14 protein-coding genes and 4 pseudogenes are annotated in these 19,341 nt (G+C 60.5%); 15 read left to right on the top strand and 3 right to left on the bottom strand.

The genetic code is table 11. The annotated features are described in order from the left end of the window. Window positions 1-67: 67 nt before the first annotated feature. The 11 genes and pseudogenes from OMP38_RS03415 (at window position 68) to OMP38_RS03355 (ending at window position 15,110) form a co-directional block, all read left to right on the top strand. Complete coding sequence (locus OMP38_RS03415) at window positions 68-1,267, top strand: GTP-binding protein (RefSeq protein WP_277563888.1); 1,200 nt, start codon at window positions 68-70, stop codon at window positions 1,265-1,267. A 121-nt stretch (window positions 1,268-1,388) separates the two neighbouring features. Beyond that, the gene (locus OMP38_RS03410; RefSeq protein WP_277563887.1) at window positions 1,389-2,294 is read left to right on the top strand and encodes a LysR family transcriptional regulator; all 906 of its coding nucleotides are present in this window, start codon (window positions 1,389-1,391) and stop codon (window positions 2,292-2,294) included. A gap of 173 nt (window positions 2,295-2,467) precedes the next feature. Further along, window positions 2,468-4,760, top strand: a pseudogene (gene metE, locus OMP38_RS03405) (5-methyltetrahydropteroyltriglutamate--homocysteine S-methyltransferase). Between the two features lie 162 nt (window positions 4,761-4,922). Beyond that, complete coding sequence (gene crcB, locus OMP38_RS03400; RefSeq protein WP_277563886.1) at window positions 4,923-5,330, top strand: fluoride efflux transporter CrcB; 408 nt, start codon at window positions 4,923-4,925, stop codon at window positions 5,328-5,330. Further along, window positions 5,327-5,689 carry a fluoride efflux transporter CrcB gene (crcB, locus tag OMP38_RS03395; protein WP_277563885.1) on the top strand — a complete coding sequence of 121 codons (363 nt, stop codon included), beginning with the start codon at window positions 5,327-5,329 and terminating at the stop codon, window positions 5,687-5,689. Before crcB (OMP38_RS03400) ends, crcB (OMP38_RS03395) begins: the two co-directional genes overlap by 4 nt. Before the next feature lie 272 nt (window positions 5,690-5,961). Next, a pseudogene (nirB, locus tag OMP38_RS34395) lies at window positions 5,962-8,409 on the top strand (nitrite reductase large subunit NirB). Window positions 8,410-8,554: 145 nt separating this feature from the next. Further along, the gene (locus OMP38_RS35515) at window positions 8,555-8,758 is read left to right on the top strand and encodes a nitrite reductase (NAD(P)H) small subunit (RefSeq protein ID WP_420869619.1); all 204 of its coding nucleotides are present in this window, start codon (window positions 8,555-8,557) and stop codon (window positions 8,756-8,758) included. Window positions 8,759-8,995: 237 nt separating this feature from the next. Further along, the gene (locus OMP38_RS03370; protein ID WP_277563882.1) at window positions 8,996-12,358 is read left to right on the top strand and encodes a galactose-binding domain-containing protein; all 3,363 of its coding nucleotides are present in this window, start codon (window positions 8,996-8,998) and stop codon (window positions 12,356-12,358) included. A 139-nt stretch (window positions 12,359-12,497) separates the two neighbouring features. Further along, window positions 12,498-13,513, top strand: a pseudogene (gene glpX, locus OMP38_RS03365) (class II fructose-bisphosphatase). A 167-nt stretch (window positions 13,514-13,680) separates the two neighbouring features. Then, a complete protein-coding gene (locus tag OMP38_RS03360) occupies window positions 13,681-14,280 on the top strand; it encodes a helix-turn-helix transcriptional regulator (protein ID WP_338130393.1) in 600 nt (199 codons plus the stop codon). A 23-nt stretch (window positions 14,281-14,303) separates the two neighbouring features. Continuing rightward, on the top strand, window positions 14,304-15,110 hold the full coding sequence (locus OMP38_RS03355; protein WP_277563881.1) for a pyruvate, water dikinase regulatory protein: 807 nt from the start codon (window positions 14,304-14,306) through the stop codon (window positions 15,108-15,110). Window positions 15,111-15,224: 114 nt separating this feature from the next. On the opposite strand, the gene OMP38_RS03350 is transcribed toward OMP38_RS03355, so the two are convergent. Next, a complete protein-coding gene (locus OMP38_RS03350; protein WP_090115714.1) occupies window positions 15,225-15,377 on the bottom strand; it encodes a DUF1540 domain-containing protein in 153 nt (50 codons plus the stop codon). Between the two features lie 270 nt (window positions 15,378-15,647). Between OMP38_RS03350 and OMP38_RS03345 the strand changes: the two genes are divergently transcribed. From OMP38_RS03345 to OMP38_RS03330, 4 genes and pseudogenes are all read left to right on the top strand, one after another. Next, entirely contained in the window at window positions 15,648-16,097 is a 450-nt protein-coding gene (locus OMP38_RS03345; protein ID WP_277563880.1) for a MarR family winged helix-turn-helix transcriptional regulator, read from the top strand. A 72-nt stretch (window positions 16,098-16,169) separates the two neighbouring features. Continuing rightward, a pseudogene (locus tag OMP38_RS03340) lies at window positions 16,170-17,135 on the top strand (ring-cleaving dioxygenase). A gap of 47 nt (window positions 17,136-17,182) precedes the next feature. After that, on the top strand, window positions 17,183-17,785 hold the full coding sequence (locus tag OMP38_RS03335) for an alpha/beta hydrolase (RefSeq protein ID WP_277565151.1): 603 nt from the start codon (window positions 17,183-17,185) through the stop codon (window positions 17,783-17,785). 121 nt (window positions 17,786-17,906) lie between these two features. After that, window positions 17,907-18,257, top strand: coding sequence for a VOC family protein (locus tag OMP38_RS03330; RefSeq protein ID WP_277563879.1), 351 nt, complete (start codon window positions 17,907-17,909; stop codon window positions 18,255-18,257). Window positions 18,258-18,402: 145 nt separating this feature from the next. On the opposite strand, the gene OMP38_RS03325 is transcribed toward OMP38_RS03330, so the two are convergent. Then, window positions 18,403-18,645, bottom strand: coding sequence for a hypothetical protein (locus OMP38_RS03325; RefSeq protein WP_090115718.1), 243 nt, complete (start codon window positions 18,643-18,645; stop codon window positions 18,403-18,405). 82 nt (window positions 18,646-18,727) lie between these two features. Then, window positions 18,728-19,300, bottom strand: a complete 573-nt coding sequence (locus OMP38_RS03320; protein WP_277565150.1) for a xanthine phosphoribosyltransferase — start codon at window positions 19,298-19,300, stop codon at window positions 18,728-18,730. Window positions 19,301-19,341 lie beyond the last annotated feature (41 nt).

Here is a 19,341-nt window from a genome sequence, read left to right as displayed (position 1 = left end):
TTGACTCGGCCGCAAACCGTTTGTTATCTTTATTAATAGTAAAATTTACGATTAAGGAGCGAGTGGAATGCTTAACGAACGAGTCATCCCCGTCACCGTGCTCAGCGGGTACCTGGGCGCAGGGAAAACGACGGTGCTGAACCACGTCCTAAACAATCGGGACGGATTAAAGGTCGCTGTCATCGTCAACGACCTGAGCGTGGTGAATATCGACGCTGACCTCATCAGGGACGGCGGAGGCGTCTCCCGGACGGACGAGACGCTCGTCGAGATGTCGAACGGCTGCATCTGCTGCACGCTGCGCGAAGATCTGCTGCGGGAGGTAGAGCGTCTCGCGCGGCTCGAGAGATTCGACTACATCCTGATCGAGTCGACCGGCATCGGGGAGCCTTTGCCTGTCGCGCAAACCTTCAGCTATATCGACGAGTCGCTGGGCATCGACCTGACGAAGTTGTGCCGCCTGGATACGATGGTCACGGTCGTGGACGCGAACCGCTTCTGGCACGATTATTCATCCGGAGAGACGCTGCTCGAACGAAGCCAGGCTGCGGGAGATGACGATATACGGGAAGTGTCCGACCTGCTTATCGACCAGATCGAATTTTGCGACGTGCTGCTGCTCAACAAATGCGACATGTTGGACGCGGACAGTCTGGACGAGCTTGAGAAGGTGCTGCGGGCGCTGCAGCCGACGGCGCGGTTCATTCGCGCGACGGACGGCCGGGTCGAGCCGGCCGCGATCCTGAACACCGGCTTGTTCGACTTCGAGCGCGCCAGCCAGTCGGCGGGTTGGATCCGGGAGCTTGAAAAAACCCATCATACGCCGGAGACGGAGGAATACGGCATATCGACGTTCGTCTATGAACGCGGGCTTCCCTTTCACCCCGCCCGGCTGATGACATGGATGTCCGAGTGGCCGCCGGCGGTCGTTCGGGCGAAGGGGACGTTGTGGCTTGCGACCCGCCACGCCGTCGCCCATTCGTTCAGCCAGGCCGGCCCGTCCATCCAGATCGGGCCCGCCGGCTGGTGGATCGCCGCGCTTCCGGACCGGGAGCGCGAACAAGTGCTTCGCGAGGACCCTCAGTTGGCGCAAGGGTGGCACACCGAATACGGAGACCGCGTCAACCGGTTGGTGATGATCGGCATCGAGATGGACCGCCGAGCGCTTGAAGACGCGTTGGACGGCTGCCTGCTGACGAACGAGGAGCTGGATGCGGATTGGCGTCTGTTCGACGATCCGTTCCCCCCAAGCGCCGGGGGGAGCTGATTGGGCAGGACTGACGGCGCAAGTGGCCCCAGCGGCTCTGCGTTTAGGCTGACCGGGATGTCAAGTCATGGTATTATATGGTCAAACCGGCCCGGACAGGACAGGAAGGAATATCGATGCCATGACGCTTCAGCAATTGCGCTACATTATCGAGGTCGCGAACCGCGGTTCGATGAACGAAGCCGCCAAGCGCCTTTTTATATCGCAGCCCAGCCTCTCCAACGCGATCAAAGATCTGGAGGAGGAGCTTCGCATTACGATTTTCGAGCGCACGAACAAGGGGATTTCGCTTTCCAAGGCGGGCGCGGAGTTTCTCGGTTATGCGAGGCAGGTAATCGAGCAGGCAGAGCTGCTGGAAAACCGCTATCTGGGCGCGAAGCCCGCGCCGCAGCATTTCTCCGTGTCGACGCAGCACTACGCCTTCGCGGTGAATGCGTTCGTCCAGCTCGTCCTAGAGCATGGCCAAGACGAGTACGAGCTGGCGCTACGGGAGACGAAGACGCACGAGATCATCCAGGACGTCAAAAGCCAGCGCAGCGAGATCGGCATCCTGTATATCAACGAATTCAACGCCAAGGTCATCACGCGGCTGCTGCGCGATGCGAACCTGAAGTTTACGAGCCTGTTTACCGCCAAGGCGCATATTTTCGTCAGCGTGAACAATCCCCTTGCAAGGCATCCGGTCGTGACGATCGACCAGCTCGACGACTATCCGTACCTGCACTTCGAGCAGGGCGAGTACAATTCGTTTCATTTTTCCGAGGAAATTCTGAGCACGCTGTCGCATAAAAAAAGCATCAAGGTGAACGACCGGGCAACGCTTTTTAACCTGCTCATTGGCCTCAACGGCTACACGATCTCGACCGGCGTGCTGAGCGCGGACCTGAACGGCAACGAGATCATCCCGGTTCCGCTCGCGAGCGAAGAGACGCTGCATGTCGGCTGGATCAGCCATCAGAACGCGGCGCTCTCGAAGCTCGCCGTCGCCTACGTCGAAGCGCTGGAGCGGGCGATCGCAGTCGAGTGAGTCCGTATCCGCTTCGCTATTCGGTATAGCCGTAGGCTATAGCCAGCCATAGTATTTTGAAGTTACGCTATACCCGGATGCCTGTGCTATCTTTCAATTAGCAGTCAAAGCGGGCGCCGCTCCAACCGGCGCGAGTCGCTTTGCTCCATATTGGAAGGCAGAGGAGAAGGCATATGAAAAGCGGCAATCTGGGGTATCCCCGCATCGGGCAAGACCGCGAATGGAAAAAGGCGCTGGAGGCGTACTGGGCCGGCAAACTGGACGAAGCGACGCTGCACGCGACGCTGAAGGAAATCCGGTTGGACAACTTAAAGAAGCAGCGCGACCAAGGCATCGACGTCATTCCGGTCGGCGACTTCACGTACTACGACCACATCCTGGACACATCGGCCATGTTCGGCATCGTGCCCGAGCGGTTCGGCTACGCGGGCGGCGAGGTCGACCTGCCGACCTACTACGCAGTCGCGCGGGGCAGCCGGGATTCGGCCGCGAGCGAGATGACCAAGTGGTTCAACACGAACTACCACTATATCGTGCCCGAGCTTGGTGCAGGCGTCGACCCGCAGCTGACCGTCAACGGCCCGCTCGAAGCCTATCGCGAAGCCAAGGCGGAGCTTGGGATCGAAGGCCGGCCGGTCGTCGTCGGACCGTATACGTATCTGAAGCTGTCCAAGGGATATGCCCCCCGCGGAGCTCGACGGTTGGATCGATCGACTGCTGCCGCTGTATGCGCAGGTGCTGCGCGAGCTCGAAGCCGAAGGCGTCGCTTGGGTGCAGGTGGACGAGCCGATCCTGGCGACGAGCTTGACGGCGGACGACCTGTCACGCGTTCGTCGCATCTATGAAGCCTTGACGAGCGAAGCGCCGGGCATCCGGATCATGCTGCAGACGTACTTTGAATCCGTCGATGCTTACGGATTCGTCGTCTCGCTGCCGGTTCACGGCATCGGGCTCGACTTCGTCCATGACGGAGGCCGCAACCTCGCTGCGGTTCGCGAGCAGGGCTTCCCGGCCCACAAGACGCTCGGGGCAGGCCTGATCGACGGCCGCGGCATCTGGAAGGCCGACCTGCGCGGCAAATGGGCGACGCTCGCCGCGCTCCGCGGGGCCGTCTCGGCAGACCGGATCGTCGTGCAGCCGTCGTCGAGCCTGCTTCACGTGCCGGTCAGCGCGGCCCGCGAGACCGCGCTGCCGGCCGAGCTGCAAGGTGCGCTTGCCTTTGCCGACGAGAAGCTCGCAGAGCTCGTCCTCCTCGCGAAGGCCGGCAGCCAAGGCGTCGACGCGATCGCCGCCGGCCTGGGAGCGGCCGAGCGCAGCCGCGACGCGCTGCAGCGTTCCTCCGCGCGCACGAACGGGCGCGTCCGCGCGCGCATGGCATCCCTGGCGTCGGAGCCGGCGGTCCGCGCGAGCGCCTTCGAATCCCGCCGCGCGGTCCAGGATGCCAAGTGGCAGCTGCCCCCGCTGCCGACGACGACGATCGGCAGCTTCCCGCAGACGCCGGAAGTGCGCGGCGCGCGGCAGAAGTGGCGCAAGGGCGAATGGTCGCCATCGCAGTACGCGTCTTTCATTCAAGCGCAGATCCGCGAATGGATCGACATTCAGAACGAGATCGGGCTCGACGTGCTCGTGCACGGCGAATTCGAGCGCACCGATATGGTCGAGTTTTTCGGCGAGAAGCTTGCAGGGTTCGCCTTCACGGCGAAGGGCTGGGTGCAGTCCTACGGTTCGCGCTGCGTAAAACCGCCGGTGATTTACGGCGACGTCGAATTGCCTGAGCCGATGACCGTCGCCGAGACCGTCTACGCGCAATCGCTGACGTCGAAGCCCGTGAAGGGCATGCTGACCGGACCGATCACGATCCTTAACTGGTCGTTCGTTCGCGACGACAAGACGCGCGAGGAAGTCGCTTACCAGATCGCGCTGGCGCTCCGGGACGAGGTCGAGGCGCTCGAGGCCGCAGGCATCGGCATGATCCAGGTCGACGAGCCGGCGCTACGCGAGGGATTGCCGCTGAAGCGCGAGCAATGGGCGCATTATCTGGACTGGGCGGTGCGCGCATTCCGCTTGTCCACCTCGACGGTGAAGGACGAGACGCAGATTCATACGCATATGTGTTACAGCGAGTTCCACGATATCATCGAATCGATCAGCGCGCTGGACGCGGACGTCATCTCTATCGAGACTTCGCGCAGCCACGGCGAGTTGATCGGCATTTTCGAGGCGCATACGTACGACAAGGGCATCGGGCTCGGCGTCTACGATATTCATAGTCCCCGCGTGCCTTCGGCGGACGAGATGACCCAAATGATCGACCGCGCGCTTCGCGTGCTCGACCCGGGCCTTTTCTGGATCAATCCCGACTGCGGCCTCAAGACGCGCGGACGAACGGAAACGGTAGAGTCGCTGCGCAACATGGTGGAGGCAACCGAAGCCGCCCGCGAACGGTATGCGGTCAAGCAGGCTTAACGATCGCATGAACCTTGTACGAACATATCCATATGAAGATAGACGATCGGGAGCGCGCATCGCGCTCTCATTTTTTTATGCCAAACGGCTGCCGCATGCATTGACGGAACTCCCCCCCGGGTAGCTAAGATGAATCTATTCGACCGATGACGGAGGTAGTTTATGAAATACGGATGGGCGGTCGGCTTGGCCGGCAGCGTCGGCGCTTTGCTTCGGTACGAGGCCGGGCTGTGGACGCATTCCTGGTGGCAATTTACGTTTCCGCTCGCGACACTCGCGATCAATCTGACGGGATGCCTCGTGCTTGGCTGGTTTACGGCTTGGGCGACGACGCGCCCGGGCCTGCCGGAATGGCTGCGGCTCGGGATCGGTACCGGTTTGATCGGCGCGTATACGACCTTTTCGACGTTCAGCGTGGAGACGCTGACGCTGCTTCGGGATGGACAGGCCGGGGCGGCGGCGCTGTATGTAGGCGCGAGTCTCATTGGGGGGCTGCTGTTCGCATGGGCGGGCTTCAGGCTGGGCGAGCGGCGTCCGGCGGCAAGGAACGGAGAGGTGAGGGGCGCTTGACGTACGGTTACGAAGGTCTGGTGGCGCTCGGCGGATTTTTCGGCGCTTGCGCGAGATACGGCATCGGCATATGGGGAAAAAAGAGATTCCAAGCAAGACTGCCGGTCGCTACGATGCTTATCAATCTATCGGGGTCGTTTCTGCTCGGCATCGTTGCTGCTGCCGGCGGAACCGAGGTTTCCCTGCTTGTCGGGACAGGCTTCATGGGTGCCTACACGACGTTTTCCGCCTTTAACGCGGAAAATATTCAGCTATGGCGAAGCGGAGCCTGGCGAACGTTCGCGGTCTACGTGGCCGGCAGCTACGTGCTGGGTGTCGTGCTCGCGTGGGCCGGCTATGCGCTTGGGAGCCTTCTATAAGCTCGGTTGCGTCGGTTGCGACGCCGGCATGTCGTTTTTTTTATGGTGATGCACATGTGCGCTTTTCATAGATAGAATTGACGCGCGGCTTTTGCTCTTTCCGCGATTTGGCAACCCTCCAACAGCCCGGATATGATTTTTATCACATCGCGGCGTCCTGAGGGGGGTATAAAATGAAAACATGAAAAAAACGCCAATTGCCCAGCCGGTCGGCCGCGAACGCAGTCGCGATCGCCGCCGCTCACGCTGTCGCAGCGAAAGGAAGTCAGGCCATGCAGCAACATAGCGATCGTCAGCGCCTCATCGTCGTCGGCAACGGAATGGCAGGCATCAACACGGTCGAACAGATCCTGAAGCTGGCTCCCGAAGCTTACCGGATCACGGTATTCGGCAGCGAGCCTTATCCGAATTACAACCGCATCCAGCTCTCTTACGTGCTCGAGAAAAGCAAGTCGATCGACGAGATCATCCTGAACAGCCGGGAGTGGTACGCGGAAAACGGCATCGAGCTTCATACCGGAACGACGGTGACGCGAATCGATACGACGGCGAAAACGGTGACGACGGCGGATGGAACGATCACCCCCTACGACAAGCTGATTCTCGCAACCGGCTCCAAGCCGTTCATGCTCCCCGTTGCGGGCGCGGACAAGCAGGGTATCGTCGGCTTCCGGGACATCGCCGACTGCGAGACGATGCTCGAAGCGGCCGGCAAGTACCGCAAGGCGGCGGTCATCGGCGGCGGATTGCTCGGCCTTGAAGCGGCCAAAGGACTGCTCAAGCTCGGCATGGACGTCACGGTCGTGCATCTGCTCGGCGAGCTGATGGAACGCCAGCTTGATCCGACGGCTTCGCATCTGCTGCAGCAGGAGCTCGAGCTGCAGGGGCTGAAGTTCGCGATGGGGAAAAAAACGGAGGAATTCCTCGGCGAAGAGCGCGTGAACGGGATCCGGTTCGGAGATGGCTCGACGCTCGAGGCGGAGTTCGTCGTCATGGCGGTCGGCATTAAGCCGAACGTCGAGCTGGCGCGGGAGAGCGGCATCGCGACGAACCGCGGCATCGTCGTCGACGACCTGCTCCGCACGTCTGCCGAAGACGTCTACGCGGTCGGCGAGTGCAACGAGCACCGCGGCGTCAGCTACGGCCTGGTCGCGCCGCTGTTCGAGCAGGGCGCCGTGCTGGCGAAACATCTGTGCGGCGCAGACACCGCGCCTTACGCAGGATCGGTCGTATCGACCCAGTTGAAAATCTCGGGCGTCGAGGTATTCTCGGCGGGCGAGTTCATAGACGCGCCAGACCTGACGGTCGTGCGCATGCACGACGAATGGCGCCGGATTTATAAAAAGGTGCTCATCCGCGGCGGCGTTATCGTCGGCGGCGTGCTCGTCGGCGACAGCAGCCAGTCGGCGCGGCTGCAGCAGTGGATTCGCACCGGCGCGGTCATGAACGACGAATACCATGCGATCGTCATGGGAACGGCCGCCACTCCGGCCGGCGGGGGCGCGGCGGAGCTGGCCGACGAGGAGATCGTCTGCGGATGCAACGGCGTCACCAAAAAAGATGATCGTCGACGCGATCCGCGAGCGCGAGCTGACGACGGTCGACGAGATCAAGCTCGCCACGGGCGCGACGCGTTCATGCGGCGGCTGCAAGCCGGTCGTCGAGCAGATTCTGAAGCTGACGCTCGGCGACAAGTACGATTCGGCCGCGGCCAAGCAGGCGGGCATCTGCGACTGCACGCCGCTCAGCCGGGACGAGGTCGTCGCGGCAATCAAGGAGAAGGGACTCATCACGTCCAAGGAGGTCCGCTACGCCCTCGACTGGAACAACAAGGAGGGCTGCTCCAAGTGCCGTCCTGCGCTGAACTATTATCTGGGCATGATCTGGCCGCAGGAGCATGAGGACGAGAAGGACTCGCGGTTCGTCAACGAGCGGATGCACGGCAACATCCAGAAGGACGGCACGTTCGGCGTCGTGCCTCGGATGTACGGCGGCGTCACGACGCCGGAGGATCTGCGGCTCATCGCGGACGTCGCGGTGAAGTACAACGTCAAGCTCGTCAAGGTCACGGGCGGCCAGCGGCTCGACCTGCTCGGCGTCAAGCGCGAGGATCTGCCCGCCATCTGGTCGGATCTCGGGATGCCTTCGGGCTATGCGTACGCCAAGGCGCTTCGCACCGTCAAAACCTGCGTCGGCTCGCAGTTCTGCCGCTTCGGCACGAAGGATTCGATGGGCATGGGCATCGTGCTGGAGAAAAGTACGAGCGGCTCGACATGCCGGCCAAGTTCAAGATGGCGGTCAACGGCTGTCCGCGCAACTGCGCCGAGTCGTCGACGAAGGATATCGGCATCGTAGGCAACGAAGGCGCCTGGGAGATCTATGTCGGCGGCAACGGCGGCATCAAGGCCCGGCTGGCCGAGCTGCTCTGCAAGGTGAGGACAGACGAAGAGCTGATCGAGATCGTGTCGGCCTTCATGCAGTACTACCGAGAGACCGGCAAGTATTTGGAGCGCACGTCGGATTGGATCGAGCGGATCGGCCTTGAGAAGGTCAAGGCGGTCATCGTCGAGGATGCGCCGGGCCGCACGGCGCTGGCCGACCGTATGGAAGCCGCGCTAGAGCGGGTAAGAGAGCCTTGGCAGGAGATCCTCGACAATCCGAATCTCCGCGAGCGGCTGTTCGGAGAGATTCGCGTTCCGGCCGGCGGACCGAAGGAATAGGAGGGCGCGGGGATGACAAGAGAACAATTGGAAGCGGCGGGATACCGCCTGTCGGGAACCGTCGAGCAATTTCCTGAGCGCATAGGCAAGCTCGTGAGGCTAGGCGAAACGGAGATCGCCGTATTCAAGACCACGGAGGGGGGAGATTTTCGCGCTGGAAAACCGGAGCCCCGGCCCGCGCGGCGGCACGATCGTCGACGGCATCGTATCCGGCGCGGTGCTGTACGATCCGATCTGCGATTGGCGCATCGGCCTCGCGGACGGTGCCGTACAGGCGCCTGACCGCGGGCAGGTCGCCTCGTTCCCCGTCCGCATCGTAGACGGGGACGTCTATATCGGACGTCCTTAAGGCTATTTGACCGGCTGCTTCCCTTGCGTGATGGCCGGATGACCGTCCTGCTTCATAGGTATGAACGGCGGCTTGAGCCGTATGCGAGGCCCGAGTGTCCAACGGATAGATTCAAATTTCGCAATCGGCGATCGTCGCCTCCGTGGAGGAAAGTGCAGATCTTGCACTTTCCTTTCTTTGCGTTCCTGCTATGTTCTGAGTGTAGTCCAAAAAAACGATTCCAGAGGAGGCAGTATGATGTCGGTTCGATCCATTTGGGTTCGCACGCTCGGCATGGCAAGCGTGTTGGCGCTCGCGGTAGGGTTCTTGCCCCCGCCAGGCGCGAGCGCGGCGACGACGTACCACGTATCGGCAGCTTCAGGCAGTCTGACGGGCAACGGCACGACCACGCCGTTCAAGAACATCGGCCAGTGCGCCGCGGTCATGACGGGAGGCGATACGTGCGTCATCGAGTCGGGCACGTACCGGGAGACGGTCACGCCTGCGAACTCGGGCACTTCGACCGCGCCGATCCGGTACGAGGCGGCCGCCGGCGCGACGGTCGTCGTGAGCGGCACCGAGCCGCTTAGCGGGTGGAGCGTGCACAGCGGCAATATTTACGTGGCGAATTTTACCGGGACGCTCCCGTCCAACGAAAATCAGCTGTTCATTAAAAACGGCGCGACCGTCACGCCGCTTTGGGAGGCGCGTTGGCCGAATATCGGCGCCTACAACCTGTCCGAATTGAAAGATCACGCAGCGGTTGCCGAGCAGGGCCAACAAAATCAAATTACGGATAACGAACTGATCGCCACCGGCGTGAACTGGAACGGCGCCAAAATCTGGGTGCGCGGCGGCAATGCTTACCAGGGCATGACCAGCCAAGTGAACAGCTACGACGCCACGCACGGCATTCTGACTTATGCCACGATTAACGGCGATTACCCGGCTTTGTATCCGAAGACGGGCAGCACTTATTTCCTCAGCGGCATCCTCGCAGCCCTGGACGCGCCTAACGAGTGGTACGTCGACACAGCCGCCAGCAAGGTGTATTTGTGGGCGCCGGGCGGGGGAGCGCCGACGAACGTAGAAGTCAAAAAGCGCAAAACCGCCTTTAATCTGAACGGCAAAAACTACATTCAGCTGGCTGGCATCCAGACGTTCGCGGCCAACATCACGATGAACGGCTCGAACAACGACTTGCTGGACGGCGTGAAGGCCGAGTACGTATACTTCTCGAACTATTCCCAAAATACGTCGAACCAGGACCAGTTGAACGGCGGCATCGCGATCGCCGGCGACAATAACGTGATCAAGAACAGCACGATCGCTTATTCGTCCGGTACGCTGGTTAACATCGACGGCAGCAACAACCGGATCGTCAACAACTACATTCACGACGGCAGCTATATGGCCTCCTACGATCCGCTGCTCAAGCTGTCTAGCGGCACGAAAAACCTCATCAGCAGCAACAAGATGGAAAACTCCGGCCGCTATATTATCTACTGGAACAATGGCGTCGCCGAGATTTCCTACAACGACATCTCGAACGGCATGTGGCTGTCCCGGGACGGGGCCCTGATCTATGCGTGGGGCACGGATCTCGGCAACAGCAACATTCACCACAATCTGATTCACGATGCCGTTCACGATCCTGTTCAAGCTAATGAAGAGAATCAGATGCGAGTCGGGCTTTATTTCGATAACTACACCGAGAACGTCGTCGCGCACCACAACGTCATCTATAAAAACGACGTGGGCATCCAGATGAACACGCCGGGCAACTACAAGCTGATCTACAACAATACGATCGTGAACAACCCGGAAGCCAGCATCGGCTACGGCGGCGATTCGACCAGCCCCTATAAGAACGAGCTGTACGGAACGCGCGTATTCAACAATATTCTCGCCGATCCGGTATCCCTCACGGATGACGTGGCCAGGGGCTTTAACATCATTACGGGCGAAGGACTCAACTTCGCGAACGCCGCGAACGGCAATTTCCGGCTGAATATCGATTCGACGGCCGTTAACATGGGTGCGTTCATCCCGGGCATCACGGAAGGTTATATCGACGCCGCGCCGGACGCCGGGGCTTACGAGTATGGCGGAGCGGACTGGACGGCCGGGATGTCCTCGACGGCGCCTTCGTCGTACGTTCCCGTCTCGACGGCCTACATGAACCGGGTCAATAACAGCGGCTTCGAGAAAAATCTGGAGGGCTGGACGCCGTGGACGACCTCGCCGTCTACCGCTACGGCAACCGATAGCAATATCGAGAGTACGTACGTCAATTCGGACTTCCGCAAGCGCGGCGTGCGGACGCGTCTGAAGCTGGGAGCAGGCGGGGGCGTCGAGCAGCTGGTGACGGGTCTAGCTCCGAATACCAAGTATAAGTTCGTCGCGTGGGTGTACACCGATACGGGCGGTCAGCCCATTAATGTAGGCGTGCTTAATTACGGCGGCGCGGCCATCGACGTCTCGCAAGGGACGGCGAACCAGTACGTGCGCAAGGAAATCGAGTTCACGACCGGCGCGACGGATACCTCCGCGAGAGTGCGTATCTGGCGGGCGGCAGGAGCGACAGGCACGGCTTATGCGGACGACACGGGCCTGTTCGAGACGGCGGATTTTAATCCCGGCGTGTATAAGAATCAAGCGGCCGGCAAGACGACGATCACGGCGAGCGGCGCGCTCGGTTTCCCCGAACGGCTGACCGACGGGTCCAAGACGGCCTTTTCCAATATGGACGATACCGGGCCGCAATGGGTGAAAATCGATCTGGGCCGCAGCTACGAACTGGATAAGATCAACTTGCTGCATTTTTATACGCCGACGGACATCCGCACTTACCGCGACGTCGTCGTGCAGTTGTCCAACCAATCGGACTTTACGAATAAGACGACCGTCTTCAATAACGATGCCAACAACCATTCGGGCCAAGGAGCCGGGACCGATGCCGCTTATGCCGAGACCGCGGACGGCAAGGCAATCACGTTCCCGAAGACCAATGCCCGGTATATCCGCTTATGGTCGAACGGAAGCGACAAGTACGATTCGCAGCATTATACGGAAGTCGAAGCCTACGGCGTGCCGGCGGTCACGCCGACAGCGCCGCGGCAGGGCTACAAAAACGTGGCATTTAAACTGAGCGATTCTAAGATCACCTTCAGCAAAACCGTAGGGAACGTATTCAGGATCACGGACGGCGACAAAAGCGGTCCGTTCGCCAATCAGGACGGTCCGGTAGGCGGACCCTCCCACCCGGAATGGATCCAGCTCGACCTTGGGCAGAAGTATAGGCTCGATCAGGTGAAGGTCTGGCACTTTATCCCTTTTGACCGGACCTATTACGACGTCATTATTCAGTTGTCAGACGATCCTTCTTTCCCGGCATCCGCAACGACGACCGTATTCAACAACGATACCAACAATCGGTCCGGGCAGGGCGTAGGTACGGACGCGTTGTATAAGGACAACGCCAACGGCAAAACGGTTAACTTTCCGTTGACGACGGCCAGGTACGTCCGCTTGTGGGCGAACGGGAACGAGAATAACCCTTCGCAGCATTACGCGGAAGTCGAGGTTTACGGATCGCCGGATTACGGCATGGGAACTTGAATCATCCACAATATTAAGGAGAAAAGTGCAGCCTGCTGCACTTTTTTTTATGTTTACGGCTATTTATGTTGCACTATTTATTTATTAGAGTGTATTATATATAAAAAATACACACCAATAGAAGTCGGAGGCTGGGATTATGGAGAGAGAGCTGGCGCTTGAGATCGTACGGGTAACGGAGCTGGCCGCGCTGGCGTCCGCGCCATGGATGGGCAGAGGGGACAAGCATCACGCAGACGGCGCGGCGACGTCCGCCATGCGCGCGATGTTCGACTCGGTATCGGTAAGAGGCACGGTCGTGATCGGCGAAGGGGAGATGGACGAAGCTCCGATGCTGTATATCGGCGAAGCCGTCGGGAGCGCGCAAGGACCCGAGGTAGACGTCGCGGTCGATCCGCTCGAAGGCACCGAGATCGTGGCCCGCGGGCTGAACAACGCGATGTCGGTCATCGCCGTGGCCGGCAAGGGCAGCCTGCTGCATGCGCCGGACATGTATATGGAAAAGCTGGCGGTCGGGCCCGAGCTCGCAGGCAAGGTGAGCCTGTCCGACCCGCTGGAGAAGACGCTGCATACGGCGGCCGAGCATCTCGGCAAGCCCGTCCGGGAACTGACGGTCATGCTGCTCGATCGCGATCGGCACGCGCATATCGTGCGGACGCTGCGAGAGGTCGGCGTGCGCATCAAGTTCCTCTCCGACGGGGACGTCGCCGGCGCGCTGGCACCCTCTTTCCGGAAGCCGGCATCGATCTGTACGTCGGCTCGGGCGGCGCGCCCGAGGGCGTGCTGGCCGCCGCTGCGCTGCGCTGCCTGGGCGGCGAGATTCAGGGTCGTCTGATGCCGGCTGACCGGCGCGAATACGACCGCTGCCTCGAGATGGGGCTGTCCGACCCGGAGAAGGTGCTGACGATGGACGACATGGTCGGCACGGGGGATGTCATCTTCGCCGCGACCGGCGTCACGCCGGGCGAATTCATGGGCGGCGTGCGGTACTTGCCGGGCGACCGGGCGGAGACGCATTCGATCGTCATGCGGGCGAAGACGCGAACGATCCGGCATATCCGCTCGCTCCATCATCTGCCGAGCAAGCCGCTCCTGCTCGATTTGTCGGCGCGCGCCGCGGAATCGTCTCTAATGCCTAATATTGCGGCTTATTAATCAATCCTGTACACTATTCATAGCTTCGCTCCGAAAAGGCCTTGACGGAAGCCGACGGGGGCAAAGGCACAATGGGAGAAGCTCTCGCAATAGTTAGGAAAGCCGGGAGGGAGCACCAATCGAACTCACGCCAAGACAGCTTGCCATTATCGAGCGCGTGCGGAGCCATGCTCCGATCACGGGGGGATCAGATCGCCGAATCGCTGGGCATCAGCCGTCCGACCATCCGGTCGGACTTATCCGTGCTTGTGATGCTCGGGCTGATCGACGCCAAGCCGAAGGTCGGTTATTTTCCCGGTCGCCAGCTTTCTCCCGACGGCCGGGCGAGGGACCGGCTGGTCGCGCTGAAGGTGAAGGACATGATGAGCAGGCCGGTCGTCATCCAGGAGACGGCAAGCGTGAACGACGCGGTCATCTCGCTGTTCGTGGAAAATACGGGCATTCTGTCGGTGACGGACGGCGACGGCTATCTCGCGGGACTTGTCACCATCAAGGATCTGCTGAAGGTGACGCTAGGCAATCCGAATGCGGCTTCGATCCCGGTGAGCATGGTGATGACCCGTTTTCCGAGGATCGTCACGGTGACGCCGGAGGACTCGCTCTGGGACGCCGCGAAAAAGCTGCTGCACCACCAGATCGGCGGGATGCCGGTCGTGCGGCCCGCGGGCGAAGACGGCGCCGGACGCCGGACGCCGCTCGAGGTCGTGGGCAGGGTGTCCAAGACGACGATGACGCAGGCGCTGGTCGATCTGACGGAGATTACATAGAAGGCTAGGATGGAGGAGACGAGATGGCTGACCATGCGGAGCATACGATATTCGTGTGCTCGGATGCACTCGGGGATACGGCCGAAGCGGTCGCGAGAGCGACGCTGCGCCAATTCGCGACGGATAAGGCGGTCATTCGGCGCTTCGGTCATATCAAGACCGAAGACGAGGTGAAGGCCATATTGAAGGAAGCGGTCGGCGGGCGCGTGCTCATCGCCTATACGCTCGTGCAGCCCGAACTTCGGGATACGATGCGCGAAGAGGCGCTTAGGCTCGGCATTCGCGCCGTCGACGTCATGGGTCCGATGATGCAGGCGTTCATCGATACGTTTAACGATGCGCCGAAGTATCAGCCCGGATTGCTGCACGAGATGGACGAATCTTATTTTCGCAAGATCGAAGCGATCGAATTCGCCGTCAAATACGACGACGGCAAGGATCCGCGCGGCCTGCTCAAGGCGCAGGTCGTGCTCGTCGGCGTGTCGCGGACGTCCAAGACGCCGCTTAGCATCTACCTGGCGCACAAAGGCATCCGGACGGCCAATTACCCGTTGACGATCGAGGTCAAACCGCCGGAAGAGCTGTTCATGAAAGGGAAGGACCGCCTCTTGATCGGCTTGACGATGGATCCCGAGCGGCTCACGCGCATCCGTTCGGAGCGGCTTAAGGCGCTCGGCTTGCCTAGTCAAGCGCATTATGCGTCGCCGGACCGAATTCGCCAAGAGATTGAATTCGCGGGAAAGATTATGGACCGTCTGCAGTGTCCGGTCATCGACGTGACGGAGCGGGCGATCGAGGAAACGGCCGGACTCATTTTAGAGATGTTGTGAACGATTCGACCAAATGCGCGATTTAAGCTTGATAATCATTATCAGCCCTGTTATAATTCAAAAAAGAAAAGAAGGAACCGGCGAAGTTCCTTCTCCTCGAACGCATTTATAAGCTTACTTCACTTCGAAAGTACCACAGTCCGTCTCTTCGGACTTGGAAGGCTCCTTGCGGCTGTGCATCGTGACGAAAATGCTTTCCGCTTTGCAATGGTTCTCTTCTGCCCAGAAGCGGCACGAATTGACTTCGCAGCGAACGTCCTTTGCCATGTTGTTCACCCCGCTTTCGCGAGCCGAGCATCGAATAACCGAGACGGTCAAGTTGGCGCTTGACGCGGCCTCCACCTCTTTCCAATTAGGGAAGGGGTTATTTGATTTTCGGCGTGTTTTATTCTTTTATATACTACCAGAAGTGCTTGTCTGAATCAATGTATGCCACATTGATGGGAGGCCGGCTCGAGGTTGACATCGGTCGTTCGTCATGATATCTTTAATTTAAGATAAATGATATTGAGATAAAGTGAATCGGAGTGATCGAGCATGTCGGATTCTAACGCCTCGAATCGAGATATATCGCTGAAGCTGTTCGTCGTGCTGTCGAAGGCGTATCGAAGCCTTATGGACCAAGCGATGCGGGACATGCGCGAGCAAGGTCTCAGTCCCTCGGAGTTCGGCATCATGGAGGTGCTGTATGCCAAAGGGAGGACGCCGATCCAGCAGATCGCGGGCAAGATGCTGCTGACGAGCGGCACGATGACCTACAACATCGATAAGCTGGAGGACAAGGAGCTGATCCGCCGGGTGCTGAGCCGGGAAGACCGTCGGGTCGTGTTCGCGGAGCTGACGGAAAAAGGGACGGCGTTTTTCGACGACATTTTCCCCAAGCACGCCAATAAAATTCAGGGCATGATGGACGTATTGACCGAAGAAGAACAGCAAGAGGCGATTCGGCTGCTGAAGCTGCTCGGCAAGGGGGGGGGGGCGGACTAGCCGCATTTCGTTAAGGCTAAGTCAGGTCGACGAACCGCGCTGAGACTAATTTACACTTGGGGGTTGAAAACGATGGAGCTCAAGCTTAAAGGCATTCATCACGTATCGGCCATTACGGGCACGGCTGCGGGCAACGTCGATTTTTATACGAAGACGCTCGGGATGCGGCTGGTCAAAAAAGACGGTGAACCAGGACGATACGTCCGTTTATCATCTGTTTTACGGGGACGAGCGCGGGAATCCGGGCACGGAGCTGACGTTTTTTGAATTTCCCGCCGCTTGGCGAAGCCGGCCGGGGACGAGCAGCATCTCCGCGACTTCGCTGCGTGTGCCCGGCGACGCGGCGTTGGCCTATTGGCAGCATCGTTTTACGCAATTCGAGGTCGATCAGGACGAGATCGCAGAACGCGGCGGTCGCTTGACGCTTGCCTTCCGCGATCCCGAAGGTCAGCGGCTCATCCTCGTGTCCGACGAGCGCGATGCCGGCGTGGCCGGGGGCAAGCCTTGGGCAAGAGCGAAGTGCCTGCGGAATTCGGCATCGTCGGACTCGGCCCCGTACGGCTAACGGTTGTCCGCGCGGCACCTACCGAGCGAGTATTGACGGAGCTGATGGGCTATAGAAAGAAAGGGCAGTATGCTTCGGAGGCCGCAGGCCAGCCCGATATCGTCGTGTTCGAGACGGGAGAGGGCGGCAGCGGGTCGGAGGTGCACCTGGAGGAGCGCGACGATCTGCAGCAGGAGCGCCAAGGCATCGGCGCTGTGCATCACGTGGCCTTCCGCGTAGAGGACGAGGCAGAGCTGCGCGCTTGGATCGGGAAGATCTCGTCTGCGGGTCTCGTCAACTCGGGTTATGTCGACCGCTTTTATTTCAAGTCGCTCTACTTCAGAGAGCCGAACGGCATCCTGTTCGAGCTGGCGACCGACGGTCCGGGCTTCGACACCGACGAGCCGCTTGACCGGCTTGGCGAGCGGCTCGCCCTGCCGCCGTTCTTGGAACCGAAGCGCGAGCGCATTGAGGCTGGATTGAAGCCAATCTAACCCCGCGAAACCTGCATGTATAAAAAAAGGAGGAGAATCCCATGTCCATGATCCATATTTTCGAACCGGGCACAAGCCCGAACGCGCCTACGCTGCTTCTGCTTCACGGAACGGGAGGCTCGGAGCGCGATTTGGTCGGCGTCGGCCGCATGCTGAATCCGGAATCCGCGCTGCTTGGCGTGAGGGGCAACGTATCCGAACGCGGCATGGCTCGCTTTTTCCGGCGCATTGCCGAGGGCGTATTCGACGAAGCGGACCTGATCGCGCGGACGGCGGAGCTGAACGCCTTCGTCGACGAGAGCGCGGACAAGTACGGCTTCGACAGGCATAACGTCGTCGCGGTCGGCTATTCCAACGGCGCCAATATCGCGGCCAGCCTCTTGTATCATCACCAGGATGCGCTCAAAGGGGCCGTGCTCTTCCATCCGATGGTGCCGCGCAGAGGCGTCGAGCTTCCCGATCTGTCCGGCGTGCCGGTCTTCATCGGGGCGGGACGCAACGATCCGCTCTGCACGATGGCCGAGAGCGAAGAGCTCGCGGCGGCGCTTGGCGCTGCCGGCGCGGCAGTCGAGGCGCATTGGGAGAACGGCGGGCATCAGCTGTCGAGGACCGAAGTCGAAGCCGCGGCGGCTTGGCTGCGAGGCGTATGAGAACCGGGGCTCAGGCAGCGTGCGGCAAGCCGAGTGACGATCGTCTGCAGGGCGGCATGCGGCGGAAGCCGTCCATGACGATAAGGCGGTGCGCGGCAGTTGCGCCGGCAGGAGGCGAAGAATGAAGGTGAAACGGATCGTGGCGAACGTCGCCGCTTCGGATCTGTCGGCGGCCAAGCGGTTTTACGGGGAAGCGCTCGGTCTCGACGTCCTGATGGATCACGGATGGATCGCCACTTACGGATCGGCGGCCGACATGCAGGCGCAGATCAGCTTCGCGGCGGAGGGTGGTTCGGGTGCGCCCGTGCCTGACTTGTCCGTCGAAGTCGACGACGTCGACGAGGCGCTGGCGCGCATGCGGCAGGCCGGATTCGCGATCGAATACGGGCCGGCCGTCGAGCCGTGGGGCGTAAGGCGTTTCTACGTGCGGGATCCATTCGGCAGGCTCGTGAATATTCTGGCGCACCTCTGACTCGTGGCGCTATGGACGGTTTTAAGGCCATCCGCCGGGCAGTCGACATTCAATATGCGCGCCGAAAACGCGAGCGCAAGCAACGCAAAAAAAGGGACGGGCAGATCGCTCTGCTTCGTCCCTTCTTGCGTTTCGGCCTTTCGGATCAGCGGCGGCGCGGCGCGCCGGCGGAGCGGGTGGCGCCGCGGAAGCCGCCTTCGAAGTCGTCGGAGTAAACGTCCTTCGTCGTACATACGGTGACGTGATGGTAGACGGGCACGCAGTGATGGCGCCGGACGACCTCGACGGTCTGCACGACCTCGACGTGCTGTGGATGGTAATAATCCTCATATACCGTTTGCGGCGGATCGTATACGGTCTTGCTAACGCATTTTGGGCAATCCGACATGTCTGCCAACTCCTTCGCTTGGGATGTCGTACAGTATACGGGTCGGACGCCCTGTTGGACTGTTCATCCGCCTAGCGGACGATTATTCCTCGAATTCGATGCCCGATTCGGACAGGCTCGCGATGCGGGCCAGCGATTCGACGCGGTAACCGGCGTCTTGTAGCAACTTCCTTCCGGGCTGGAACGCCTTCTCGATCACAATGCCGATGCCCGCCACGGAAGCGCCGGCCTTCATCGCGATGCCTGCCATCGCCTGGGCGGCTTGTCCGTTTGCGAGAAAGTCGTCGACGATCAGCACGACGTCCGATGGCGAGAGAAACTGCCTGGAGACGGACACCTCGCTCTCCTCCTGCTTCGTGAAGGAAAACGAACGCTCGGTCCACAGGTCGTCCTTGAGCGTCAGCGATTTGCGCTTCTTGGCGAAGATGAGCGGCACACGGAGGCCGAGCGCGGTCATCAGAGCCGGCGCGATGCCGGAGGATTCGAGCGTGAGCACCTTCGTGACGCCGGCGTCCTTGAACAAGGAGGCGAACGTCTCGCCGATATCGGCCATCAGGACAGGATCGACCTGGTGGTTGAGGAAGGCGTCTACTTTAAGTACGTCGGCGCCGAGCACGCGGCCTTCCGTGCGGATTTTTGCTTTTAGCTTTTCGATGACTGGCAGCCCCTTTTGTACGGATGATCCCCATTATATAG

This window comes from Cohnella ginsengisoli (genome assembly GCF_029525555.1).
GTDB classification, from domain to species: domain Bacteria; phylum Bacillota; class Bacilli; order Paenibacillales; family Paenibacillaceae; genus Cohnella; species Cohnella ginsengisoli.
The sequence above is the reverse complement of the archived record's forward strand: the minus strand, read 5'-3'. Positions and strand labels throughout refer to the sequence as shown.